We start from the raw sequence: 25,815 nt of genomic DNA on the forward strand, positions 1-25,815 counted from the left end.
TCTAGAATTTATTTAGCTAAATTGGGTGAAATAAACCACGGAAAGTCATGTTGGAAATACTGCTCTAAATGTTGGATTAAGGCTTGAACTTTTGCGGGTACAAAATTTCGATGAGGGATAACTGCATAGATAGCGGTACTTTGTACTTGCAAACTCGGCAGAATTTGAATGAGACGGTCAGATTGCAGGTCATTGTCTACATGCCATAAAGAATGATTCGAAATACCTAAACCTGCCAGTGCAGCTTGGCGCACACCTTCACCCGAATTAATTTGATAATGACCTGAGACAGGGATTTGAATGACCTGCTGCTCTTGAATAAAATTCCAAGTCTGCATTAACCCCTTGGGATATTTTTGTAAGATACAGTTGTGCCGAGATAAATCATCTAGCGTTTTTGGTTCGCCCGCCTGTGCAATATAGCTTGGCGATGCACACAGAATACGTTTATTTAAACTCAGCGGTTTAGCAATTAATGATGAGCTCTCAAGTTGTCCAATACGAATGGCAAGATCGATCCCTGAACTGATTAAATCTAAGTTCTGATCTGTTTGTTCAATATCTAAAGTTAAATTTGAATGTTTTTGAGCAAACGCTGCGAATGCTTGGCTGAGAATACGATTGCCAAAGACTTCAGAGCAGGTGATTTTTAGCGTGCCATAAAGTACTAGCGGCTGAGTATTCAATTGATTAAGTAATGAATTAAATTGTTGGAGTAGTGGATAACCCTGTTCAAGCAACATCGCACCTTCTTGTGTCAGATGAAGCTGTCGCGTGGTGCGATGAAAAAGCCGAACTTTTAAATGTTGTTCGAGTCGCATAAGGCGGGCACTGGCAACTGAAACTGAAATGTTGGCTTCATTGGCGGCCTGGCTGATTGAACCCAGTATTGCCATACGGCTAAATAGATTAAAGTCTTCAGTCTGCATTATCAAAAAATTCAAGAAAGTATTTCTAGATATTCATAGTTTTTCAAATAATGTTCAGTACTTATTCTGTGTATAAATTCAACACAGGACAGTAAAAATGAACTATCGAAATCTAGGTCTATCTGGCTTACTTGTATCAGAGTTTGGCTTTGGTGCCGGTACTTTTGGTGGGCAAGGCCCGATATTTTCAGCTTGGGGACAAGCCAACTTAGCGGAAGCTCAACGAATGATTGATCTTTGCATAGATCATGGGGTGAACTATTTCGACACCGCAGATGCATATTCCAATGGGGCATCTGAGCAGATGTTGGGTGAATTGCTTGGGTCGAAACGCCAAGATGTAATTATTTCCACCAAAGTTGGAATACGTTTACAGGATGGAATTAATCAAGGTGGATATTCAAGAAGCTATTTAATAGCCGCCGTAGATGCTTCTTTAAAACGATTAGCTACAGATTATATTGATGTTTTACAACTGCATCAGTTTGACAGTATGACATCGCTTGAACAGTTGATGAGCACGCTTGATGATTTGGTTCGAAGTGGCAAAGTTCGTTATATCTGCGCTTCGAATTTTTCTGGTTGGCAATTGATGAAAGCGCAATCAATCGCACAGCAACAAGGCTATGAGAAATTAAGTGTGCATCAAGTATATTATTCTTTAATTGGGCGAGACTATGAATGGGAGTTCATGCCGGCACAACACGATCAGCATATTGGTGCCGTGGTGTGGAGTCCTCTGGGCTGGGGGCGCTTAACGGGGAAATTTGATCGTGAACATGCAATACCTCAGCAAAGTCGATTACATGAAACAGCGCAATTTGCCCCGCCTGTAAACCAAGAAAGATTATTTGCTGTGCTCGATGTGATGAATGAAATCGCCCTAGAAACACAGCGTTCGATACCGCAGATTGCTTTAAATTGGCTCAAAACACGTCCAACGATTTCTAGTATTTTGATTGGTGCGCGCAATGAAAAACAACTAATCGATAACCTTGCGGCTCTAGAATGGTCATTAACTTTAGAGCAGTTAGAGCGACTAAACCGTGTGAGTGCAGTCTATCCGCCGTATCCATACTATCCGTATTGGAATGGGCAATTTAGCGAAAAAAATCCAACTTTGGTGTCTTCGCAATTCATACATACAAATTGAATGTCTAATTCATCAATAACAAATCAGTGATAGCCATATTTGGAACGTATGTGCTATCACTGATAGAAAACAACGTAGGATAAAACATGGGTACCGTGATCGAAACGCAAATGCTAATCCGAAAATCCGTCAATATTGTGTTCAATGCTTTTGTTGATCCATTAATTACCACTCAGTTTTGGTTTAATGAATCATCAGGATATTTAGAAGCAGAAAAAACTGTTCAGTGGTATTGGCCTAAATATAAGGCGTCAGCAGAGGTAAATGTTTTAAAAATTAAAGAAAATGAGTTAATTCAGATTGAGTGGGGAGAACCTAAAACCAAAGTAGATTTTATTTTTGAAAAAATCACCAGTATGCAAACCTATGTCAAAATTAGAAATTATGATATTCCTTTGCAGGATCAAGCGCTCATCGACTTTGTGATTGATAGTACAGGCGGTTTTACCACAGTATTGGATGCAGCTAAAATCTATTTAGAACATGATATCGTAACAAAACTGGTTGAGGATAAATTTCCCCCATTTACAGAAGAAACTACGGCCAAAGCGTGATATTAGCGATTTTTATGTTGTGGTGGCTTTAAATAGCTCGCAGGCATTTGCATCTTGGCTTTTTCGCGTAATTTCTTTTTAATATAAAATACTAAAGCGAAGCAGGTTGTGGTGACAGTAAGCATCATGCTGCTCATATAACTCATAATTGAGCTGACGTAACCAATTGTGGTCAGGCGATTCATCATGCGAAATACTTGAGGGCTGCTTTCTACGCCAGTTATCGCCCAAGTACACAAATGCTCGCAGTTATTAATAATCAGATGATAATTGTTTTCATGCATACGAGAACGCATACGGCGTACTACTTTTCGACCCTTAAATTTTGGCTGGCTATAATGTTGAACCATTATTTTTTTGCCATGACTAAATCGGTCGATAGTGGTGATTTCAATAGGATGTTTTTTAAATAGGTGCGCAAAACCTGAGTAATGAATCACTCGTCCACGACCAGCATAGATACCATGATGGGTATAGCCGAAGTGTTTAACAATCAGATGTGCTCCTAATGGATAACCATCTTTCTGCGCGTGCATACTTATGCCAATCCTACTTTGATATCCAAACAATTTTTAAGTATTAGTCTACTTTTAATCTGTGAATTAATCGACTATTTTAGCGGGGATTTCATCGTATTTTTGATCAATTTTGTGTATATGGGGAGGGATGTAGCGTGTACTTAGAATATTTAAAGACAAGTGTAAAAATTTTGAGTGCGCTACTCATTATAAACCTCGGTATTGCTTCGACTTATGCAGAAAGTAGCGTTCGGGTATTTCAGGTTAAAAAACCGATTTTAGCGGATGTTGTCGAAATTGGTGATTTTAAAAATTTAAAACTTCATTTGAATGATACAAATAGTCAGCCCTACCAATTTATTTCACGACTTGCAGCAGATTTGCAAAAGAACTGTCGTACTATGCAGTTTGCAATGAATGCAGGTATGTACCACGCAGATTTGAGTCCTGTCGGCCTATATATTGAAGGTGCTGTAGAAGAGAAAGCTTTAAATCGCGCAACACGTGGTTTTGGTAATTTCTTAATACAACCGAATGGTGTCTTGGCCTGGAATCATGCACAAGCCAAAGTTGAAACTACCCAAAGTTATGCGAAATCATCATTTAAAGCCTTATATGCGACTCAGTCTGGCCCCATGTTGGTGATCAATGGTCAGATTAATCCAAACTTTATTAAAAATTCAGATTCATTAAAAATACGTAATGGGGTAGGGATTAAAGACGGTAAGTTGTATTTTGTGATAACAAATGAGCGTGTCTCTTTCTACAATTTTGCAGATTACTTTAAAACGACGCTTGGTGTGAAAAATGCCTTGTATTTAGATGGTTCGGTTTCAAGTGCATATATTGGTGAACTTAAGCGTAATGATCAGTTGAGGCCCTTAGGACCAATTGTTGCATATAGCCAAGTATTTAATTGTCGTTAGTCTTAGATGGGTATTTAAATGTCGTTTGAGCTTGATAGATGATCAAAGCTCAAACCTATGTAGTTTGTAGGCCATTTTTTGCCAGTTATTTCCAATCTATTTATTTGCCGACTAAACCTAGAAAATTAGATTGTGTTTGGCAGATTTGAATGGCTTCTTCTTTAGAATGCTTTTTAATCCCGTCTTCAAATTGAACTTTTTGTTGTTTAATTTGCTCTTCACTCAAGCCCATTTGCTTGGAAAAGGATTCGAGTTTTTCCCATGACTCTTCGCACTCTTTGGGCATATTGCTACATGCGCTCAGGCTGAAGCAAACAGTGGTCATTAAGGCTAAAGTTAAATGATTCATTTTTCTATTCCGTTGTTATCTACGTTTTATTTGTATGGTTTAATATGCTAAGTATTAAAATAAATTTATTTAAAATAACAATTTATGGATTTTAATTATAGTGTTTGTTTGGCAAATAGCGAGCAATATCTTTATGGCTTTGTCCATAGCATTGGAGAAGCGCTAAGCTTTACATGCTAGAAATGATGGAGTCGCGTAAAATAATGGGTCTATATTTTAAGCATATACATCAGACATGAAAAAAGGCATGCTGCCAAAACAGTATGCCTTTTTGATCTTGCTCTATTCAGATGTTACTGAAGAGGTAGATGCTGGATTTCATTGAGTTCCTTGCGGCTATAGCCTCGTGCTGCAAGCACTTTTTTAATACCAAGGATGACATCTTCATCTGTTGCTTTTGTAAGAGCAGCAATAAGCTGTTCATTGGTTTTACAAGAGCAATCATTTTCAACACAGGCAATTTGATTCTTATGCCCGTTTTGCTGTTCATTTGAGAACAACTTTTGCCAAAAACTCATAGAGCCTTCATTTACGACCTAACATAGGACGAAATATAACCAATCTATTAAATAAAGCAAGACTACTAAAGTGATATTTTAATCAATTGAACAATCGTTTTTTCGATTGGACTTTTGATGTTATGTCTTTTAATAGGCATATTTGAGTGGTGTTCAACGCATGTTTTTGCAATATATAAGAATTTTAGTAAATTAAAAGGGAGCTAAATTTAAGCTCCCTCAATGACATTTGTATGACATGAAATAATTTGTTTAAATTTTTTCAAGTAAAACGCCAGATTCCACATGGTGGGTGTAAGGAAATTGATCAAACAAAGCAAATTGGGTAATTTTGTGAGTTTGTGCTAATTGCTGCAAATTGTCATGCAGCGTATCTGGGTTACATGAGATATAGATAATACGTTCAAAGCGCTGTAGGAGCGTTAAAGTATCATCATCAATACCTGCACGTGGCGGATCGACAAATACTGTATCGAAGTCGTAGCTCGCAATATCAATTTCAGCTTCTTCTAGACGACGGAATTCACGTTCACCGTTATAAGCTTGGGTAAATTCTTCTGCTGAAAGTCGAGCAACTTGAATGTTATCTATGTTGTTTTTTTCAATATTCCATTGAGCAGCATATACAGATGACTTGGCTAGCTCTGTTGCGAGCACACGATTAAAATGCTTAGACAATGGCAAAGTAAAGTTACCATTCCCACAATAAAGTTCTAATAGGTCTTTATCAGACTGCTTCGCGGCATTACAAGCCCATTCCAACATTTTTTGGCAAACGCGTGCGTTAGGCTGTGTAAAGCTACTTTCGATTTGTTTGTATTGATAGCTTTGATCAAAAACCTGAAGCTCTTCGACAACGTAATCATCTGTCAAAATGACACGCTGGCCACGGCTACGACCATAAATTTTGATATTTAATTTATCTGACAGTGCTTTTGCAGCAATTTCCCATTCTACATTGAGTGGGCAGCGATACACCAGTGAAACCAGCATTTCGCCTTTTAAGGTTGCTAGGAAGTGAACTTCAAATAAGCGTTTCGATAAAATTTCAGTCGCTTTTAGTTCATTCAAAAGAACTGGCATTAAAGCATTAATGCTTTTATCTGCAATTGGAAATTCATCAATGCGAATGACTTGTTTTTGATTATCTGCATCACGTTCAAACATTGCATAGAACATATCATCTTCAGTATGCCAAATACGGAATTCCGCACGCATACGAAAGTTATGTTCTGCAGAAGAGAAAACTTCTAAAGAGGGAGGATTGTATTTTGAAAATTGAGCCGTGATACGCGCAACTTTGGCATCAAGTTGTTGCTGATAAGTTGAAGTCATATGCAGTAAAAAATCGCAAACATATTAAAAAAAGTCATGTTAGCAAAATTAGCCTCATAAGACTAAATTAATTGTCGTTAATTCGGGGATATCATTTGTCATGGTAGGATTTAACGCGCGTTAATTTTAAAATATTTATCGCGTTATTTGCATAAAAAAACTCAGTCTTTATGGAACATTCATAAAGACTGAGCAAGCCGAGGAAAAAGTTAACTCATTGTCATTAAGCTGGCATTACCGCCAGCCGCAGCTGTATTGACACTAATTGCACGTTCAATGACGAAGCGTTCAATTGGAATATCAAAATTGCCTGAGTTTAAATGGGTGATACCAATAATTGTACCTTCACGTGAAGCAATCACTTGCTGTAATTTAAGTAACTCATTTTTTTCACCATGATGTAATATCGCATCAAAGTCACCGTTATAAAGATCGGTAATTACTTTGAATTGATCCATCAGTGTTTTAGGCATGCTACTTAAATACTTCAGCACAAAAGTATTCTCCGCTAATACGACAGGTTGGCTGCCTACAGAGAGTATTGCTGCAAGTTGATGTAGTTGATCGACATCGTTTTGCGCTAAGGAAAGTACACGTGAACGTGGCAAAATTGCGTATTGGTTATTTTCACCTGTTGGGCCTTGTAGTTCAAAACTTTGTCCAGCAGCAATTGCATTTGGAGGTGTGAGTTGTATTTGAGCAAATTGCTGTGCCGCCCAAGTCTTAAATGCATCATAAGCAGGGAAGTGAGCTGTTGGCGTTTCTACTTTTGCTGCATAAGGTGTAGCGAGTTTCTTTTCAGATACTTGATGCATTAAACGATAGAGATAAAGCGGACCACCTGCTTTCGGGCCAGTACCTGATAAGCCTTCACCACCAAATGGTTGTACACCAACGACAGCACCTACAATATTACGGTTAATGTATAAGTTACCCACTTCTGCATGAGCAATGACTTTTTGAATGGTGTCATCAATACGGGTATGTAGACCCATGGTTAGGCCATAGCCTTTTTGATTAATTTGCTCGAGTAGGTTTTCAATCTCACCATATTTATAGGTAATAAGGTGCAGTACTGGACCAAAGACTTCACGTTCTAAATCATTCAAATTAGGCAGTTCAATTAACGTTGGTGGAACAAACGTTCCAGCAGTCAATTCGCTCGCATCTGCATTAAACATGATTTGATGAACTGGATAGCCTTTGCTGCGCATTTTATCAATGTGGCGTTGAATGTTTTGCTGAGCTTCAACGTCAATAACAGGGCCAATATCAGTTTTTAACAGACTTGGATTGCCTAAATGAAGTTGCTTCATTGCGCCCTTAAGCATAGTACGTACAATATCAACATTATCTTCTTGAACACATAAGATGCGTAGTGCAGAGCAACGTTGACCTGCGCTGTCGTAGGCTGAATTTACAACATCTAATACAACTTGTTCAGTAAGTGCAGAAGAGTCGACAATCATGGCATTTTGACCGCCTGTTTCAGCAATCAGAGCAACACTTTCACCAAATTGGTTGAGGCGCTGTGCAGCGGTTTTTTGCAAAATACGTGCAACTTCGGTTGAACCGGTAAACATGATGCCTTGAATACGATTATCACTACTGAGCTTGGCACCCACTGTTTCACCACGGCCTGGAAGCAGTTGTAATACATCTTGTGGAATGCCGGCTTCCCATAGAATTTTTACTGCTTGAGCAGCAATTAATGGGGTTTGTTCCGCAGGTTTTGCAATAACGGTATTCCCTGCAACCAATGCGGCAGCAATTTGTCCTGAGAAAATCGCTAATGGGAAATTCCAAGGACTAATACATAACACAGTACCCAGCGGTGTGATTTGCGTATCTTTTACAAGATCAATCATTTGTGCGGCATAGTAGCGAAGGAAGTCGACTGCTTCACGAACTTCTGCAATGGCGTTGGTGTAGGTTTTACCGCTTTCACGAGATAGTAAAATCATGAATGGCTGTAACTGAGCTTCCATCAAATCTGCTGCACGATTTAAGCAGGCTGCACGTTCATCTTTTGGACGGTTTTGCCATGATGTTTGGGCTGCTACAGCATGATTTAAAGCAAGATCTGCTTGTTCAATACTAGCTTCGACCACTTGACCAACGATATCTTGATGATTTGCTGGATTAACGATTTGAATTGCATTTTCATTGCTAAGATCGTGAAAAGCAGCTCCCATTGCTTGAGCTTGCCATTGAACTTTGGCTAATTCGATTGCGGTTGTATTTAAAGCAGACAAATCATGGTCGTTAGCGAGGTCTAAACCTTTTGAATTAGTACGGTTGTGGCCGTATAAATCTTTTGGATAGGGGATAGATAAATGCTTTGCACCAACTACATTTTCATTTTTTGCTGCCGCTAAAATGGTTTGACGTGGTTCTTCAATTAAATCTTCAATTTTAAGATTTTTGTCAGCAATACGGTTTACGAAAGAGGTATTTGCACCATTTTCCAATAGTCGACGCACTAAGTACGCTAACAACGTTTCATGGTTACCAACAGGGGCATAAATACGGCAAGGAATGCCCAATTTATTTTCAGATTTAGCACCAACAACTTGTTCATAAAGAGGTTCGCCCATACCATGTAGGCATTGGAATTCGTATTGGCCTGGATAATAGTGTTCAGGTTGTGCTAGTTGATAAATCGTTGCCACGGTTTGAGCATTATGGGTCGCAAATTGTGGGTAAACTTGCTCAGGAGCAGCCAATAGTTTTTTCGCACATGCAACATATGAAAGGTCGGTGTGCACTTTTCGGGTAAAGACAGGGTAGTCAGTCATTCCTTCAATTTGTGCTTTCTTGATTTCGCTGTCCCAATATGCACCTTTAACTAACCGAATCATCAGGCGTTTTTGACTACGCTTTGCCAAATCAATGACATAATCAACAACATAGAAGCAGCGCTTTTGGTAAGCCTGAATAACAAAACCAATGCCTTTCCAGTCTTCAAGTTTTGGCTCAAAGCACAGACGTTCTAACAATTCTAAAGAAATTTCTAAACGATCGGTTTCTTCGGCATCAATGTTTAAACCGATGTTGTAATGTTTCGCAAGTTGAGCGAGTTCAAGTACTTTGCCATATAATTCATCATGCACACGGTCCATTTGCGAACGCTGGTAACGTGGATGTAAGGCAGACAATTTAATTGAAATGCCAGGGCCATTATAGACGTCTTTACCTGCTGACGCTTGACCAATAGCATGAATGGCATCGGTATAGTCTTGGTAATAACGTTCAGCATCTGGATCGGTTAATGCTGCTTCGCCCAACATGTCATAAGAATATTGGAAGCCTTTATCTTCAAGTACTTCTGCATGTTTTAATGCTTCTTCAATCGTTTCACCTGTAACAAATTGCTCACCCATCATGCGCATTGCCACATCGACAGCTTTACGAATAATGCCTCGGCCGCTTCGCGCTAAAATACCAGTGAGCAGGCTAGATAGGCTTTTTTGTTGTGGCGTTTCCATTAATTTGCCTGTCAGCATTAAACCCCAAGCTGCTGCATTCACAAACATCAAGCTGCTTTGGCCAACATGGTCTTTCCAGTTACCTTGGTTAATTTTGTCTTTGATTAAAAGATCACGCGTGGCTTTATCTGGAATACGCAGCAGTGCTTCAGCCAAACACATCAATGCAATGCCTTCTTGTGAAGAGAGTGAGAACTCTTGCAATAGACCTTGAACAATACCTGCCTTGCCGCTACCGCTCTTACGTTCACGTAATGAATGGGCTAAGTCGAAAGCCAGTTTTTGAATCTGTTCGCAAATTGGAGAGGGAATTTCACTGTGTGCTAAAAGGTTTTCGACACATTCTGTTTCAGCACGACGCCATGCTGTATTTATAGATTGCTCAAAGCTGTTTTTGTCTTGAAATTCCGTGATGAAATCATCGCTTCCCGCGACTTCAAATACTTTTCCATTCATGTGTCAATTTTCCGTGTCAATGTTCTATGACGTTCAAATAAATCTTGAGCAAGGTGCTAAATTTAATTTATCATCACAGAATATTTACCGAATAACTCACTATAGTTTTAATTATATTTAGAGAAAAATTCAGATGACTAGCCCATATTTGAGCTTAGACCGTATAGATATTCGAATTTTAGAGCTACTGCAACAAGATGGAAAATTGTCCAATATTAAGCTCGCAGAATTGGTTAATCTTTCACCTACTGCGGCTTTGGCGCGCGTGCAAAAATTATCCAAGGAAGGCTTCATTTTAGGTTACGAAGCACGTTTAAATCCAGTGCTATTGAACAATGGATTTGTGGTTTTTGTTGAGATATTACTGGATAAAACCACACCGAACGTACTCGAAGATTTCTCTGATGCCGTACGTCAAATACCAGAAATTGTGGAATGTCATATGATCAGTGGTGGCTTCGATTTTGTTGTTAAAATTCGCTGTGCCAATATGGAAGAGTTTAGAAAAATTTCGGGGCAGGTGCTTTGGCAACTTCCGGGGATAAAAGAAACGCGGAGCTATCCGGTGATGGAAGTGATTAAAGAAAGTCTGCAAATTAAGCTGAAACCTGCCAGTCGTCCACAATAACTACCGATTTAAAAACAAAAAAATAGGAGCATTTAGCTCCTATTTTTTTTACATTGGGTGGGTTGTTAAAGATTATTTACCAATTTCAGCCATTTCTTTTTGATATTGCGCTTCGGCTTTTTCAAAGCGGTCTGTCACTTCTGCTGAAGGTGCTTTGCCCATTAAACTCACCACGACAATACCAATCCATGACAGGATGAATCCTGGAATGATTTCGTATAAGCCAGTGTGGCCCATGTAATTTTTCCACACGATAACGGTTACAGCGCCTAGAATCATGCCGACAATCGCACCATTCAATGTCATGCGTTTCCATAACAACGAAAGAATGATTAATGGGCCAAATGCAGCACCAAAGCCAGCCCAAGCATATGATACTAAACCAAGTACTTTACTTGCAGGGTTCATGGCAAGGGTAATCGCTAAGATCGCAATTGCTAGAACCATGGCACGGCCAATCCAAACTAACTCTTTTTGTGACGCGTTTTTACGAATGAAACCTTTGTACAAATCTTCAGTCAAAGTCGTAGAACACACCAAGAGTTGACAACTTAAAGTACTCATAACTGCGGCTAGAATTGCAGCCAAGACAATGCCGGCAATCCATGGATTAAACAGGATTTTGGTTAATTCCATAAATACAGTTTCAGGATTAGCATTCACTACAGCTGCCAATTCTGGATGTGCTTGGAAGTAAGCAATACCGACGTAGCCAGCAGCAACTGCGCCACCTAAGCATAGAATCATCCACGTCATACCAATGCGACGTGCCGCAGGAATTGACTTCACAGAGTCCGCAGCCATAAAACGCACTAAAATATGTGGTTGACCAAAATAACCTAGACCCCATGCCATACTTGATAAAATCGCAACTGTACTTAAACCTTCAAATAAATTTGAAGCCTGCGGACGCGCAGTTTCAAGGAGTAGCGCCATATCATGACTGTTAGTTCCTAATGATAAGTAGGCAATAACGGGGGTAAGCAGTAAGGCAAAAATCATCAAGCCAGCTTGAAAAGTATCGGTCCAACTAATAGCGAGGAAGCCGCCAATACAAACATAGCTGATGGTGGCAATTGCGCCAATCCAAAGCGCTGTTGTGTAGTTCCAGCCAAACAGACTTTCAAATAAACGAGCACCAGCAACCATGCCAGATGCACAGTAAATTGCAAAGAATACCAAAATCACAACAGCAGATAATATTCGTAAAATACGCTTTTTATCTGCAAAACGGCTGGTGAAATAATCCGGTAAGGTGAGTGCATTATTCTGATATTCAGTATGTACACGTAGTCGACCTGCAACGATGAGCCAGTTCAGCCAAGCACCAATGATTAAACCAATAGCAATCCATGCTTCAGAAAGTCCTGATAGATAAATTGCACCTGGTAAACCCATGAGTAACCAACCACTCATGTCGGATGCACCTGCTGAAAGTGCGGTGACAACACTGCCTAAACTTCGGCCACCCAAAATATATTCATCAAAGTTTTTTGTTGCTCTATAGGCATACAGGCCAATAGCAAGCATGGCGATGATATAGAAAATAAAAGTGACTAATGTCGGGTTCAATTGGCTCATAGGCAGTTCATCCTTATTTGAACAGATTCATCTCATTCCTAGATGAAAATTTGTACTTGTTACTTAGGTCGCTGATATAAGCATGATTTAAAAATTACACTCTGTAACATTTAAGCGTGTTTTGTGTATGGTTTATGTAAATTTCATATTTTTTTCTTACAAAGTCTTTTTTTTTGCAAAGTGAGTTCATTCCTTAATCTAATTAGATCCTGAACATAAAAATGAAAGTTAAGGGTATGGCTTGCTCTACAAATTAAAACGTAAGCATAATGAGGTAAATTACATAACTTTACATTATATACATGAAGCACTTAATAGATATATTTGCTTTCAATTTCGCTGTATTTGTGATGTAGAGCAATAAGTGTGATTGATTAAATATCATAGTGCACAAAGATGGTGCGTTAGAAGTGAGTATCAGCAGTGACGACGGTTCAGATGGAAAAAACAAGAATTGAGCATGATTTGTTAGGGGAAAAAGTCGTCCCACAATCGAGCTATTATGGCATTCATACTTTAAGGGCAATGGAAAACTTTCAGATTTCATCCCAAACGGTAGGTATGAATCTCAATTTTATTCGTGCGATTGCGCAAGTTAAAAAAGCATCGGCACAAACCAATCAAAAATTTAATTTAATACAGGATGAAATCGCAGAGGCGATTCAATCGGCATGTGACAATTTAATTTTGCATCCAGAACATTGGCAGACTGCATTTCCAATTGATATTTATCAAGGTGGAGCGGGTACTTCTATTAATATGAATGCCAATGAAGTGATTGCTAATTTGTCATTAGAGTTATTGGGCGAAGCGAAGGGAAGTTATCACAGAGTTCATCCTAATGATCATGTGAATAAGTCGCAATCGACCAATGACGTATATCCAACAGCGCTACGCCTTGCAACATATAGTTCATTCGATGGTTTACTGACAGTTATAGCTCAGTTAATTGATGCACTTTATATAAAGGCAGAAGAATTTGCGCATGTCATTAAAATGGGACGTACTCAATTACAAGATGCTGTTCCAATGACACTGGGGCAAGAATTTCGTGCGTTTGCAACTTTATTAAAAGAAGACTTAAAGCTAATCGACCAAACACGTCAACTTTTATTGGAAATTAACTTAGGTGCAACAGCAATTGGTACAGGTGTGAATTCACCCAAAGGCTATGCAACTGAAGTGGTGCAAAATCTCGCAAATTTAACGGGCTTACAATTAAAAGGTGCTGAAGACTATGTTGAAGCAACCAGTGATTGTGGTGTCTTTATTATTTTATCAAGCTGTTTAAAACGACTCGCGGTGAAACTCTCAAAAATTTGCAATGACTTACGTTTATTAAGTTCTGGCCCACGTACAGGACTTGCAGAAATTCGCTTACCTGAGCTTCAAGCTGGTTCTTCAATTATGCCGGCAAAGGTTAATCCAGTGATTCCTGAAGTAGTGAATCAAATTGCATTTCGAGTCATGGGGAATGATTTGACCATCACTTTAGCTGCTGAAGCAGGGCAGCTGCAATTGAACGTAATGGAACCTGTGATTGCAGTTTCAATGAATGAGTCAATTGAATTACTGATTAATGCAATTACCACCTTAGAAACGAAATGTATTCAAGGTATTCAAGCAAATGAACAAGCTTGTTTTGATGCAGTTATGCGCAGTGTGGGGATTGTTACCTTGCTTGATCCATATTTAGGGCATGCAAAATGTGATGAAATTGGAAAGCAATGTATCGCAGAGAATAAAACTATCCGCCAAGTGGTGCTTGAACAGCAATTATTAACTGCACAGCAATTGGATAAAATTTTCTCCATAGAAAATCTAGTTTCAGAAGTTACACCTTGGCAGGCGCCATTGGCTCAAGTGAGCTAATTGTAATTGACTTACAGTCTCAATGAAAAAGCCATTTAAAAGTGAAGATTCGTCTTCACTTTTCTATTTATAGAGTTAAAAAGTGTATAAATCAGTGAAATGAACCGTTTGGTGAATGATTTCAAATAATTCAACGCAGCAAAGAGCAAATACGCAGTACAATAGTTTTTAATTTTGTTTTAATCGCTATGTTTAATAAGTTAAGCCAACTTTTTAAAGGTTCAAAAGAATCACCTGAACAATTGTACTTAGATGAACATCGCATTCAGTTTGATGATGTGAAAGGCTATATTATTGATGGTGTCGTTTTAAACAGTTTGTCAGAGCGTTTGGAATATTTGTCAAATCGAAAATTAACGCATTTTGACGATTTAAAGCAACTCTATTCAGCTGCAATGATTATCAATGAAAAGATTGATTTAGAAATTGCCAATCAACGCTTTGTTGCTCGATTAGGGAATACAGAAGAAAACTTATTGCAATTTAAGCAATATCTAAAATTGTTAAATGATTACTATCGACAGTTTATTCGAGACAAAAAATAAAGCCGGAAAATTTGGCTTTTAATTTTGCGATTCAATATTCTTTGCCATGTTTTAACTTATCGATTGTGTTGTAATTTCACCTGAACATCATTAGAAAATCACGCATGTAAAATGCATCGTGTTAATATGTTGCTCAGGTGATTAAAACATTAAAAGCTTATTACATCATGTTCCAGCAAGAAATTTCACAACTCAATCTTAAGCAGCTTAAAGCTGGTGAAAAGCGATGGGTCGGTAACTTACAAGGCTCATCTGCGGCATTATTATTTAAAGAAATTAGTAAGCAATCGAAGCAGCTTTTTATTATTGTTGCGCGAAATAACCAGCATCTGGGGCAGCTTGAAAGTGAGCTGGAATTTTACGGAATTAAGCCCACAATTTTCCCTGATTGGGAAATTTTGCCCTATGATCGACTTTCTCCACATCAAGATATTGTCTCTGAGCGATTAGCAATATTATCGAATATGCCGCAGCAGGGAGTATTGTTACTGTCAGCTTCAACCTTAGCACAGCGTGTTGCGCCTGCATCTTGGGTGTTGGGTGAACATTTTGATATAAATGTTGGGCAAAAGTTTGACCTAGAACAACAAAAAATGCGTTTGATTCAGGCAGGTTATCACTTGGTTGATACTGTTTATGATCATGGTGAATTTGCTGTACGTGGAAGCATTATGGATATTTATGCATCGGGACAAAGTGCACCGATTCGCATAGATTTATTCGATGATGAAATTGATACTTTAAAGTTTTTTGACCCTGAAACGCAGCGTACCACACAAAATCTAGAACAATTTACAGTCTTGCCTGCCAAGGAGTTTCCGCTGAAAGAAGCACGTTCATTGTTTCGTGATCGTTATGCGGAAAGCTTTCCAAATGCAAATCCAAAGAAAAACCCAATTTACCAAGATGTACAAGAAGGTATTGCATCACCGGGTATTGAGTTTTATTTACCCTTATTTTTCTCTGAAAAAGCCATGCAAGAGCAAAGTACGCTATTTTCGTACTTACCAAAGAATGGCGTTGTCATTACAGATAAGGCTGTCGATGACAGTTTATTGCAATTTTGGGCAGATGTAGTTCGTCGTTATGAAGACCGTCGTCATAATGTCGACCAACCGATATTGCTGCCTGAACAATTATTTTTACAACCTAACCACATTTTAGAACAACTCAATAAGTTGCGTCGTATTGTGGCATCAGCAGAACCTTTTGATGAAAAAGCAGGTGTGCTCAACCTCGCTGCTGAAATTCCACCACGTTTACCAGTCGATCCAAAAAAAGAAAAACCGTTTAGCGCAGTTAAGCAATATATTGATAATGCAAATTATCCAGTATTGTTAGTTGCTGAGAGTGCTGGTCGCCGAGAAACACTTAAAGATGCATTACGTCCGAGTTTAGGTGATATTCCAACTGTTGAAAGTTTTGATGATTTCATTACTTCAATGCATGCAATTGCGATCACCAACGCACCTTTAGATCGTGGCTTGCTACTGAGTAATAAGCTCAGTGTAATCTCTGAAAATCAGTTATATGAACATCGTGTGGTACAGCGTCGTCGAAAGCGGCAACAGGAAGTCTCAGAAGAGTTTCTTGTACGCAGTCTGACTGAGCTGAGTATTGGTGCACCTGTTGTTCATATCGACTATGGTGTTGGGCGTTATGCAGGTTTAATCACTTTAAGTATTGATGATCAAGATCACGAATTTCTACAATTAGACTATGCAGATGCAGCGAAAGTTTATGTACCTGTCACGAATTTACATTTAATTAGCCGTTATAGCGGCGGCGACCCTGACCTTGCACCTTTACATAAGTTAGGTACGGATGCTTGGAGTAAAGCCAAACGTAAGGCTTTAGAACAAATACATGATGTTGCAGCGGAGCTGCTGCATATTCAGGCACGTCGCCATTCGAAGCCAGGTTATGGTTTTGAGTTAGATCAAAGTTTATATATGCAGTTTGCGAGCGGTTTTGCATATGAAGAAACCCTTGATCAAGCCAATGCAATTGAAGCCACTTTGTATGATATGCAACAAGCTAAACCGATGGATCGTTTGGTCTGTGGTGATGTCGGCTTTGGTAAAACTGAAGTTGCAATGCGTGCGGCTTTCGTTGCTGTACAAAATAACAAACAAGTAGCGGTTCTCGTGCCGACGACCTTGTTGGCACAGCAACATTATGAGTCGTTCAAAGATCGTTTTGCCGATTGGCCTGTCAGAATTGAAGTACTTTCTCGATTCGGTTCGTCTAAGAGTCATACAAAAACCATTGAAGACTTAGCCGACGGCAAAGTTGATATTGTGATTGGAACGCACAAAATTTTGCAGGAAAGTATTCAATTTAAAAACCTAGGTTTAATGATTGTCGACGAGGAACACCGCTTCGGAGTGCGTGATAAAGAACGTATAAAAGCATTACGTGCAGATGTTGATATGTTGACACTTACTGCTACTCCAATTCCACGAACTTTAAATATGGCTTTTAGTGGTATGCGTGATCTTTCGATTATTGCAACACCACCGGCACGTCGTTTAGCGGTGAAAACTTTCGTGCAAGAACATACTGGTGATGCCATTAAAGAGGCTGTATTACGCGAGTTGTTACGTGGTGGTCAAGTATATTTCTTGCATAATGAGGTCGACACAATTGAACGTGCAGCGGAAAGTTTACGTGAACTGGTGCCTGAAGCACGTGTCGCAGTTGCGCATGGTCAAATGAGGGAGCGTGAACTTGAACAAGTGATGCAGCAGTTTTATCACAAAGAATACAATGTATTGGTGTGTTCAACCATTATCGAAACTGGTATTGATGTGCCAAATGCCAATACCATTTTGATTGAACGTGCTGATAAACTTGGCTTGGCGCAATTACACCAATTACGTGGTCGTGTTGGACGTTCCCATCATCAAGCTTATGCTTATTTATTGGTGCCTTCAATTAAAGGTCTGAAAGGTGATGCTGAAAAACGTCTAGATGCAATTTCTCGCGCTTCAACTTTAGGTGCCGGTTTTATGCTCGCCACTGAAGATTTGGAAATTCGTGGCGCAGGTGAATTATTGGGTGAACAACAAAGTGGTTCTATGCAAACCATTGGTTATAGCTTGTATATGGAAATGTTGGAAAAAGCCACCAAAGCCATCCAAAAAGGAAAAACGCCTAACTTTGATTCGCCATTGTCGTTGACTGCTGAAATTAGCTTACATATGCCTGCATTGATTCCTGATGATTATTTAGGTGATGTTCATCAGCGACTATTATTTTATAAGCGTATTAGTAATACAGATACGCAAGAAAAACTCGATAATATTCGAATGGAATTGATTGATCGCTTTGGTTTACCGCCACAGTCGGTAAAACAATTGTTCTCTGTCCATCAATTACGCCTCAAAGCAGAGCAATTGGGTATTACCAAAATTGATATTAGTTCACATGGCGGTAGTATCGAATTTTCACCAGATACACCTGTACAAGCGATTTCAATTATTCAAATGATGCAGAAACATCCAACCTTCTTCAGAATGGAAGGCGGGCAACGTTTAAAAGTTATGGTAATGCTTGAAGAGTACGATAAACGTATTAAATTTATCAATGACTTACTCGATAGCCTATTGAAAGAATTATCTTAAATCATCAGCCGAATATGAAAAAAATGCAGCTTAACTTGAACAAGTTGCTGCATTGCACTGATCAGGTAGTGTTTCTTATGAAGAAACGCTTGATTTTTCTTAAAAATTTATTAAAGTCGTAATTAAGCAGAGCGTTATTTCAAATGCAGTTTATTTGTAATGAAAGGCTCTGTGCAGAATATTCACACCTCTAAGGATGTGATAGTATTAGCCATCATTCTAATTTTGCATCATTTATAAAGATATGTTTAGTTTACATCCACAACTTGCTCAAGATACGTTTTATGTAGGCGACTTTCCACTGTCAACATGTCGTTTAATGAATGATATGCAATTTCCGTGGTTAATTTTGATTCCACGTGTGCCTGGAATTACTGAACTTTATGAATTGAGTCAGGCAGACCAAGAACAATTCTTACGTGAATCTAGTTGGTTATCAAGCCAATTATCACGTGTATTCCGTGCGGACAAAATGAATGTTGCTGCTTTAGGTAACATGGTTCCACAATTGCATTTTCATCATGTAGTACGTTATCAAAATGATGTGGCTTGGCCTAAACCAGTTTGGGGTACGCCAGCAGTTCCTTACAACAATGATGTATTGGCTCATATGCGTCAAACATTAATGCTTGCGCTTCGTGGCCAAGGTGATATGCCATTTGACTGGCGTATGGACTAATCCCGATTTACGGACAATATCAGGATGGTAGAAGAATGAATGTCCGTAATGGAGCGACTAAGTGCCGTTAGACAACTTAATCAGCAAAGAACCTAAACAGTTTGAGTATTTCCATCGTATGATGGGATATATCATGCTGTCTTTGGTGGTTGTTGTCTATCATTACACCCAGCCGGATACGCAATACCAAATTTACATTCCTGTATTTTTGTTCTTTCTTTTACTGATTACTCCAAAACTTTCTCACTGGTTAATTTATCGTTATAGCAATCGGGTAAAGCGTAGTGTTTTATTCCTCATTGATATTGTGATTATTTCAGTGATGCTGTCGGCAGTTCATTTAAGTTTAGTGCTGACGTTCTTAGCTATTTTTGCTCTGCTCTATACTTCAATTTACAACAAAATTAATTTTCTCTTATTGTCATTAGCAAGCCTGATTGGAATTGCAGTATTTTACATCTGTAATATCTATGTATTTGGATTCCAAGAATATTTCGAGGCAACAAGCAGTGAGTTAACTGTTCTTGGTTTTATGTGTTTGATTACCTACTTTGGTGTAGGTACCTTTTATCAACGTAGTCAAGTTCAATATATCAGCAATAAAAAAGACCACTATTACGATCAAATGAATCGTTATATGGAGTTTGCAAACCAACTTAGTCGCTATGCGCCAATGCAGCTTTGGCAATCGATTATGAAAGGTGAGTCTGAAGCTAAAATTGAATATAAACGTAAGAAGATGACTATTTTCTTTTCAGATATTCAGGGTTTTACCGAACTTTCTGAAACGCTTATTCCAGATGATTTAGCATTCTTACTCAATGACTATCTCAGTCACATGACCGAAATTGCTAAGCAATATGAAGCCACGGTTGATAAGTTTATGGGCGATGCAATCCTCATTTTCTTTGGTGATCCACACAGTCAAGGTGTTGAGCAAGACGCGAAAATTTGTCTTGAAATGGCGATGGTCATGCGTCAACAAATGAAATTGTTGCGCGAACGTTGGATTAAAATGGGCTATCCACCGTTACATATCCGTATGGGTATTTCGACGGGTTATTGTCACGTAGGGAATTATGGTGCTGCACATCGTATGGCTTATACCATTGTCGGTCGTGATGCCAATTTGGCAGCTCGTTTACAAAGTGCTGCAGAAGTCGATGAAATCTTAATTTCTGATGATACGCACCATTTAATTAAAAGTGATTACCTCTGTGCGCCTAAAGCACCTATTTTCCTAAAAGGGATTAAGGGGCCAGTTCGTACATGGCAAGTCATGGAAAAATACACATCACAAAAAACCGATTACCAACGCTGGTTCGATTACGAGTATAAAGGTTTTCATTTACTGTTGAACTTGGATGAAGTTCAAAACTTTGAATATCCTGAGTTGATTCATGTATTAGAGCGAATGATTAAACGCCTTCAAACCCAGCAAAAAATGACAAATTCCGAAGGTATTGTTAAGTTAAATCTAGAAGATGAAGTGATCGAGGAAGTGAAAAAGACCGAATTTCACTAACTATAATTAAAAGTCACATTCGGACATTTTACTTTTCATTGCGAACCATTTCTCTAGAGCAATCCATTTTTATAATGTTGGTAAGTTTTATAAAGCTTATTGTTTGTAAGTAAACGGATTGAATTGTTTTCATCAAAAAAGCCAGCGTAAACACTGGCTTCTTAGAATCACAAATTTTATTACAAGACTTTAGTTTTTAGTGGTTTTCAGAAGCATGGTTAATGGTGTACTTCGGAATTTCAACTTCTAAGTCTTCATTTTCAATTTTAACTTGGCAAGATAAGCGTGAGTCAGGTTCTAAGCCCCAAGCACGATCAAGTAGATCTGCTTCAACATCATCCATTTCATCTAAGCCATCAAAACCTTTACGTACAATCACGTGACATGTTGTACATGCTTTAGACATATCACAAGCATGTTCAATTTTAATGCCGTTTTTTAACATGCTTTCACACAGGTTGGCATCTGCTTCTACTTCAAACTCAGCGCCATTTGGGCAAATCGTTGCGTGAGGCAATACTTTAATACGTGGCATAGTCTTTACCTATAAATTAATTTGAGTTTGACCAGTCATCGAGTTTTGTGCCTTTTAATGCGGCATCAATGTGCTGATTCATACGTGCAGCGGCAAATGCATCGCTATGTATTTTAAGCTGTTCTACAGCATGTTCAATAGCTTTGATATCTGTTGTCTCTAATGCTTCATCAAGTACAGAGCGAGCAGATGCTAAAGACGCTTGTTGCGCTTCAGTCATCAAATGCGCATCAACTTTTAGTGCTTGGTCAAGCGCTTCGAGTTCACGTTTTGCTTCTACTTTTGTTTCTTGTAGATGACGTAAATTTTTGTCTTCTTCAGCAAACTTATAGCCATCTAAAAGCAAACGTTCGGTATCTTCGCTTGATAAACCATAAGATGGTTTGATATCAATTTGTGCATGTACGCCAGAAGTTGTTTCTTTCGCTGAAACACTCAGTAAGCCATCAGCATCAACTTGGAAAGTCACTTCGATGCGTGCTTGACCAGCTGTCATTGGTGGAATGCCACGAAGCACAAAACGGCCCAAGCTACGGCAATGCTCAACCAAATCACGCTCACCTTGAACAACGTGAATCAACATCGCTGTTTGACCATCTTGATAAGTGGTAAATTCTTGGCGACGCGCAACTGGAATGGCAGTATTACGTGAAATTAAACGTTCTACTAATCCACCCATTGTTTCTAGGCCGAGTGAGAGTGGTGTAACATCAAGCAGTAAAGAGCCATCTTTCGAGTTACCAATCAACTGATTGGCTGTAATTGATGCACCAATTGCAACGACTTCATCTGGGTTGATTGTGCAAAGTGGTTCTTGATTAAAGACTTCAGCAACTGCTTTTTGCACCGCATAAGAACGTGTCGAACCACCGACCAAAACCACATTTTTGATGTCGTCTAGTTCAAGCTTGGCATCACGCATCACGCGTTTACACACACTGATGGTTTTGTCTAAAGCAATTTTAATGATAGCTTCAAAGGTAGGGCGGTCTAAAGTTAAAGATTGGTCTAAAACTTTAAGCTCTACACTTTCAGCATCTGTTAGCGCTTCTTTGGCTTTACGTGCAGAAACAATAAAATGTGCGTATTCGGCATCATCTAGGGTTTCAATATTGAGTTGTTTCTTTGCCCATTTCACAATAAGACGGTCTAAGTCATCGCCACCAAGAGCAGTGTGACCACCTGTAGCTAGAACTTCAAATACACCTTGTGAAAAACGTAAAATAGAAACGTCAAAAGTACCACCACCTAAATCATAGATCACGTAGTTTTGGTCATGAGCTAGATTGGTGTCTTGGTCTAAACCGTATGCCACCGCTGCAGCAGTCGGTTCATTCAATAAACGTAGAACATTTAGGCCAGCAAGTTGCGCTGCATCACGTGTCGCTTGACGTTGAGCTTCATCGAAATAAGCAGGAACAGTAATTACCGCGCCATTTACAGGATTTTTTAAACTGTTTTCTGCACGGTCTTTCAGTTGTTTTAAAATTTCTGCAGACACTTCAACAGGCGTTTTACGGCCTTGAATGGTTTCAAAAGCAGGCATCTCATTCGTTTCACCTACAAGTTCGTAGGGATGTTGAAACTTAATATCTGCTTTAGAACGACCCATAAAACGTTTAACAGACACAATGGTATTTTTTGGATCCGTCGTTAAAAACGGTTTTGCATCATCACCATATTGCGATGTGTTTTCGCTGTAATGTGCAATTGACGGAAGTAACACTCGACCGTGTTCGTCGTTGAGCACTTTTGCTTTGCCTGAAAGTACCGTGGCTACTAACGAGTGTGTCGTGCCAAGATCGATACCAATTGCAATACGGTGTTCATGCGGCGCACTTGATTGACCAGGTTCTGCAATTTGCAAGAGAGCCATGTGTTACATCCTTTGAGCGTCAAATATTAAAAATAAATTAAAAATCATCATCTAAGTCAAAACTGTCATCGTCTAAGAAGCGATCTTCAGTTTTGTCGATATCAGCCATTACTTTTTGGAAGAAGCGGAGTTTACGAACGGTATCGCGCGCTTCAGCCCAGTCTTGGTCGTCATAATCAATTTTGAACTCACGTACCAAGCCGTCAATCCATTGCTGAACTTCAGTTTTAAGAGAGCTTAGATCATCGGCTGATTGAGCCTCATCTAACTGCTCACGAATTTCTAAAGCATCCTGCAAAAATTCAAAATCACTAATCGATTGATCGAGATGATAATCTTGTTTTTTTAAACTTAGGAGGTACGCAGCGCGGCTATCTACATTGGATAAAGCTTTAAACGCTTGATTAATTTCACTTGATTTAATCAGCGCAAGATCTTTGTCTTCAGCTTTATCTGGGTGATATTGTTGCTGCAACTTTAAAAACTCTGATTTTAAAACTGCTAAATCAATATCGAGTGCTACGGGAAGGTTAAACAACTCAAAATGATTCATGGGAGATAATGTCCGCAATAGATGTGCAAAAAGTGGTGCTTTAAATGCAATTAAAACAGTGAATATTACACTGTTTTAATGCCAAAAGAGAGAAGTGTAGGGTTAAACAGTGAACGATTCACCACAGCCACATTCACCTTTTTTATTCGGGTTGTTAAATTCGAAGCCTTCGTTTAAACCGTTTTTGACGTAATCCATCTCCATACCTTCAAGATAAACTAAGCTTTTAGGGTCAACAAAAACTTTAACACCGTGCTGATCAAATACTTGGTCATGTGTGTCGATTTCATCTACGAATTCGAGTACATAAGCCAAGCCTGAACAGCCTGAAGTTTTCACGCCAACGCGAATGCCTTCACCCTTACCGCGATTTGATAGGTAATTGCTGATATGAGTTGCAGCATTTTCAGTTAAATGGATCATGAAAACTCCGTTAATCTTTCTTAAAACGCGTGAACAATTAAGCTTTTACTTTCTTGCTACGGTAATCTTCTACAGCAGCTTTAATTGCATCTTCAGCAAGTACAGAGCAGTGTACTTTTACTGGTGGAAGAGCAAGTTCAGTTGCAATATCAATATTTTTGATTGCTTGAGCTTCATCAAGCGTTTTGCCTTTTAGCCATTCTGTTACTAAAGAGCTAGAAGCAATTGCAGAACCACAGCCATAAGTTTTGAAGCGAGCTTCTTCAATTACGCCGTTGTCATCTACTTGAATTTGTAAACGCATTACATCGCCACATGCAGGTGCACCGACCATACCTGTACCAACGTTTTCTGCATTTTTATCTAAAATACCAACATTACGAGGGTTTTCGTAATGATCAATTACTTTTTCGCTATAAGCCATGATGCGTCTCCAAACCTCGGGGTCAGCCTTAAGATTTAATATGAGGGTGAAATTACGTTAATCAATGAAATCGCCTCAATAAAAAGCGATTTCATTGGAATGAATTAGTGTTCAGCCCACTCTACAGAGTTAAGGTCGATACCTTCTTTGTACATATCCCAAAGTGGAGAAAGATCACGTAATTTTTCTACAGCAGCTTGAGTAATTTCAAGTACATGGTCAATATCTTCTTCAGTTGTGTATTTACCGAAGCTGAAACGAATTGAGCTGTGCGCTAGTTCGTCAGATAAACCAAGTGCACGTAGCACATAAGATGGTTCTAAGGTTGCAGATGTACATGCTGAACCTGAAGATACTGCTGCATCTTTTAGTGCCATCATCAACGATTCGCCTTCAACAAAGTTGAAGCTTACGTTTAAGTAGTTTGCAACGTTGTGTTCTGGGTGGCCGTTTAGGAAAACCTGTTCAAGACCTTGTAGGCCATTCCAAAGTTTGTCACGAAGTACACGTAGACGAGTTTGTTCTGCAATTAGGTTTTTACCCGCTAACTCGAATGCTTCACCCATACCCACAATTTGGTGAGTTGCAAGTGTACCAGAACGCATGCCACGTTCATGACCACCGCCATGCATTTGCGCTTTAATACGTACACGTGGTTGACGACGTACATAAAGTGCACCAATGCCTTTAGGGCCATAGATTTTATGGCCAGAGAAACTCATCAAGTCAACTTTCATAGTTGAAAGATCAATTTCTACTTTACCAGCAGCTTGAGCAGCATCTACGTGGAAATAAGTTTTGTTTGCGCGAGTTAATTCGCCAATTGCAGCAACGTCAGTAACAGTACCAATTTCGTTGTTTACCATCATGAGTGAAACAAGAATTGTGTCTGGACGAAGTGCAGCTTGAACCATTTCAGGTGTAATTAAACCTGTTTTAGCTTCTGGCTCAAGGTAAGTAATTTCGAAGCCTTCTTCTTCAAGCTCACGACATGTATCAAGAATCGCTTTATGTTCGATTTTACTTGTAATGATGTGTTTGCCTTTAGAACCGTAGAACTGAGCAATACCTTTTAGTGCAAGGTTGTCAGATTCAGTTGCGCCTGAAGTCCATACGATTTCGCGTGGATCAGCTTTTACAAGATTGGCTACTTGTTCACGAGCATATTCTACTTTTTCTTCTGCCTGCCAGCCGTAAGCGTGAGAACGTGACGCTGCGTTACCAAAAGTACCGTCAAACGTTAAACATTCCATCATACGTTCTGCGACTTGAGGGTCTACAGGAGTAGTTGCTGCATAGTCAAGATAAATAGGACGCTTCAT

22 protein-coding genes are annotated in these 25,815 nt (G+C 39.1%); 9 read left to right on the plus strand and 13 right to left on the minus strand.

What is annotated here, in order from left to right; genetic code table 11:
* Positions 1–8 precede the first annotated feature (8 nt).
* Positions 9–929, minus strand: a complete 921-nt coding sequence (locus FTV09_RS03915; RefSeq protein ID WP_180056834.1) for a LysR family transcriptional regulator — start codon at positions 927–929, stop codon at positions 9–11.
* Positions 930–1,026: 97 nt separating this feature from the next.
* On the opposite strand from FTV09_RS03915, the gene FTV09_RS03920 reads away from it, so the two are divergent.
* Positions 1,027–2,082, plus strand: a complete 1,056-nt coding sequence (locus FTV09_RS03920) for an aldo/keto reductase (protein ID WP_180056835.1) — start codon at positions 1,027–1,029, stop codon at positions 2,080–2,082.
* 86 nt (positions 2,083–2,168) lie between these two features.
* On the plus strand, positions 2,169–2,636 hold the full coding sequence (locus FTV09_RS03925; RefSeq protein ID WP_180056838.1) for an SRPBCC domain-containing protein: 468 nt from the start codon (positions 2,169–2,171) through the stop codon (positions 2,634–2,636).
* Positions 2,637–2,638: 2 nt separating this feature from the next.
* Here FTV09_RS03925 and FTV09_RS03930 read toward each other — a convergent pair whose 3' ends face one another.
* Positions 2,639–3,172, minus strand: coding sequence for a lecithin retinol acyltransferase family protein (locus FTV09_RS03930; protein WP_180056840.1), 534 nt, complete (start codon positions 3,170–3,172; stop codon positions 2,639–2,641).
* Positions 3,173–3,309: 137 nt separating this feature from the next.
* Here FTV09_RS03930 and FTV09_RS03935 point away from each other — a divergent pair, with 137 nt between their 5' ends.
* Positions 3,310–4,080, plus strand: coding sequence for a phosphodiester glycosidase family protein (locus FTV09_RS03935; RefSeq protein WP_373685008.1), 771 nt, complete (start codon positions 3,310–3,312; stop codon positions 4,078–4,080).
* Positions 4,081–4,180: 100 nt separating this feature from the next.
* Here the strand turns inward: FTV09_RS03935 and FTV09_RS03940 are convergent, their stop codons facing one another.
* The 4 genes from FTV09_RS03940 to putA all read right to left on the minus strand — a co-directional run bounded on the left by FTV09_RS03940 (position 4,181) and on the right by putA (position 10,226).
* Positions 4,181–4,429 (minus strand): hypothetical protein, encoded by a 249-nt coding sequence (locus tag FTV09_RS03940; protein ID WP_257222794.1) that lies wholly within the window; start codon positions 4,427–4,429, stop codon positions 4,181–4,183.
* Positions 4,430–4,722: 293 nt separating this feature from the next.
* A complete protein-coding gene (locus FTV09_RS03945; protein WP_067762562.1) occupies positions 4,723–4,947 on the minus strand; it encodes a hypothetical protein in 225 nt (74 codons plus the stop codon).
* Between the two features lie 252 nt (positions 4,948–5,199).
* Positions 5,200–6,282, minus strand: a complete 1,083-nt coding sequence (gene trmA, locus FTV09_RS03950; RefSeq protein WP_180056842.1) for a tRNA (uridine(54)-C5)-methyltransferase TrmA — start codon at positions 6,280–6,282, stop codon at positions 5,200–5,202.
* Positions 6,283–6,491: 209 nt separating this feature from the next.
* Positions 6,492–10,226 carry a trifunctional transcriptional regulator/proline dehydrogenase/L-glutamate gamma-semialdehyde dehydrogenase gene (putA, locus tag FTV09_RS03955; protein WP_180056844.1) on the minus strand — a complete coding sequence of 1,245 codons (3,735 nt, stop codon included), beginning with the start codon at positions 10,224–10,226 and terminating at the stop codon, positions 6,492–6,494.
* 133 nt (positions 10,227–10,359) lie between these two features.
* Here putA and FTV09_RS03960 point away from each other — a divergent pair, with 133 nt between their 5' ends.
* Positions 10,360–10,854: an Lrp/AsnC ligand binding domain-containing protein gene (locus FTV09_RS03960; RefSeq protein ID WP_067762565.1), complete on the plus strand. Its 495-nt coding sequence runs from the start codon at positions 10,360–10,362 to the stop codon at positions 10,852–10,854.
* A 72-nt stretch (positions 10,855–10,926) separates the two neighbouring features.
* On the opposite strand, the gene putP is transcribed toward FTV09_RS03960, so the two are convergent.
* Entirely contained in the window at positions 10,927–12,435 is a 1,509-nt protein-coding gene (putP, locus tag FTV09_RS03965) for a sodium/proline symporter PutP (RefSeq protein WP_067762566.1), read from the minus strand.
* A 438-nt stretch (positions 12,436–12,873) separates the two neighbouring features.
* On the opposite strand from putP, the gene aspA reads away from it, so the two are divergent.
* From aspA to FTV09_RS03990, 5 genes are all read left to right on the plus strand, one after another.
* The gene (gene aspA / locus FTV09_RS03970; protein ID WP_180056846.1) at positions 12,874–14,307 is read left to right on the plus strand and encodes an aspartate ammonia-lyase; all 1,434 of its coding nucleotides are present in this window, start codon (positions 12,874–12,876) and stop codon (positions 14,305–14,307) included.
* Positions 14,308–14,495: 188 nt separating this feature from the next.
* Positions 14,496–14,852 carry a hypothetical protein gene (locus tag FTV09_RS03975; protein ID WP_180056848.1) on the plus strand — a complete coding sequence of 119 codons (357 nt, stop codon included), beginning with the start codon at positions 14,496–14,498 and terminating at the stop codon, positions 14,850–14,852.
* Between the two features lie 167 nt (positions 14,853–15,019).
* On the plus strand, positions 15,020–18,478 hold the full coding sequence (gene mfd / locus FTV09_RS03980) for a transcription-repair coupling factor (protein WP_180056888.1): 3,459 nt from the start codon (positions 15,020–15,022) through the stop codon (positions 18,476–18,478).
* Between the two features lie 244 nt (positions 18,479–18,722).
* Positions 18,723–19,157, plus strand: coding sequence for an HIT domain-containing protein (locus FTV09_RS03985; RefSeq protein ID WP_067762788.1), 435 nt, complete (start codon positions 18,723–18,725; stop codon positions 19,155–19,157).
* A gap of 61 nt (positions 19,158–19,218) precedes the next feature.
* Complete coding sequence (locus tag FTV09_RS03990) at positions 19,219–20,682, plus strand: adenylate/guanylate cyclase domain-containing protein (protein WP_180056850.1); 1,464 nt, start codon at positions 19,219–19,221, stop codon at positions 20,680–20,682.
* 196 nt (positions 20,683–20,878) lie between these two features.
* Here the strand turns inward: FTV09_RS03990 and fdx are convergent, their stop codons facing one another.
* The 6 genes from fdx to FTV09_RS04020 form a co-directional block, all read right to left on the minus strand.
* Positions 20,879–21,217, minus strand: coding sequence for an ISC system 2Fe-2S type ferredoxin (fdx, locus tag FTV09_RS03995; protein WP_180056852.1), 339 nt, complete (start codon positions 21,215–21,217; stop codon positions 20,879–20,881).
* Between the two features lie 16 nt (positions 21,218–21,233).
* Complete coding sequence (gene hscA / locus FTV09_RS04000; RefSeq protein ID WP_180056854.1) at positions 21,234–23,093, minus strand: Fe-S protein assembly chaperone HscA; 1,860 nt, start codon at positions 23,091–23,093, stop codon at positions 21,234–21,236.
* Between the two features lie 37 nt (positions 23,094–23,130).
* Positions 23,131–23,646, minus strand: a complete 516-nt coding sequence (gene hscB / locus FTV09_RS04005) for a Fe-S protein assembly co-chaperone HscB (RefSeq protein ID WP_067762792.1) — start codon at positions 23,644–23,646, stop codon at positions 23,131–23,133.
* Positions 23,647–23,748: 102 nt separating this feature from the next.
* Positions 23,749–24,069 carry an iron-sulfur cluster assembly protein IscA gene (gene iscA / locus FTV09_RS04010; protein ID WP_180056856.1) on the minus strand — a complete coding sequence of 107 codons (321 nt, stop codon included), beginning with the start codon at positions 24,067–24,069 and terminating at the stop codon, positions 23,749–23,751.
* Positions 24,070–24,106: 37 nt separating this feature from the next.
* Entirely contained in the window at positions 24,107–24,493 is a 387-nt protein-coding gene (gene iscU, locus FTV09_RS04015) for a Fe-S cluster assembly scaffold IscU (RefSeq protein WP_067762794.1), read from the minus strand.
* Between the two features lie 104 nt (positions 24,494–24,597).
* The gene (locus FTV09_RS04020) at positions 24,598–25,815 is read right to left on the minus strand and encodes an IscS subfamily cysteine desulfurase (RefSeq protein ID WP_067762795.1); all 1,218 of its coding nucleotides are present in this window, start codon (positions 25,813–25,815) and stop codon (positions 24,598–24,600) included.

The organism is Acinetobacter sp. YH12227 (assembly GCF_013417785.1).
Classification (GTDB): Bacteria; Pseudomonadota; Gammaproteobacteria; order Pseudomonadales; family Moraxellaceae; genus Acinetobacter; species Acinetobacter gandensis.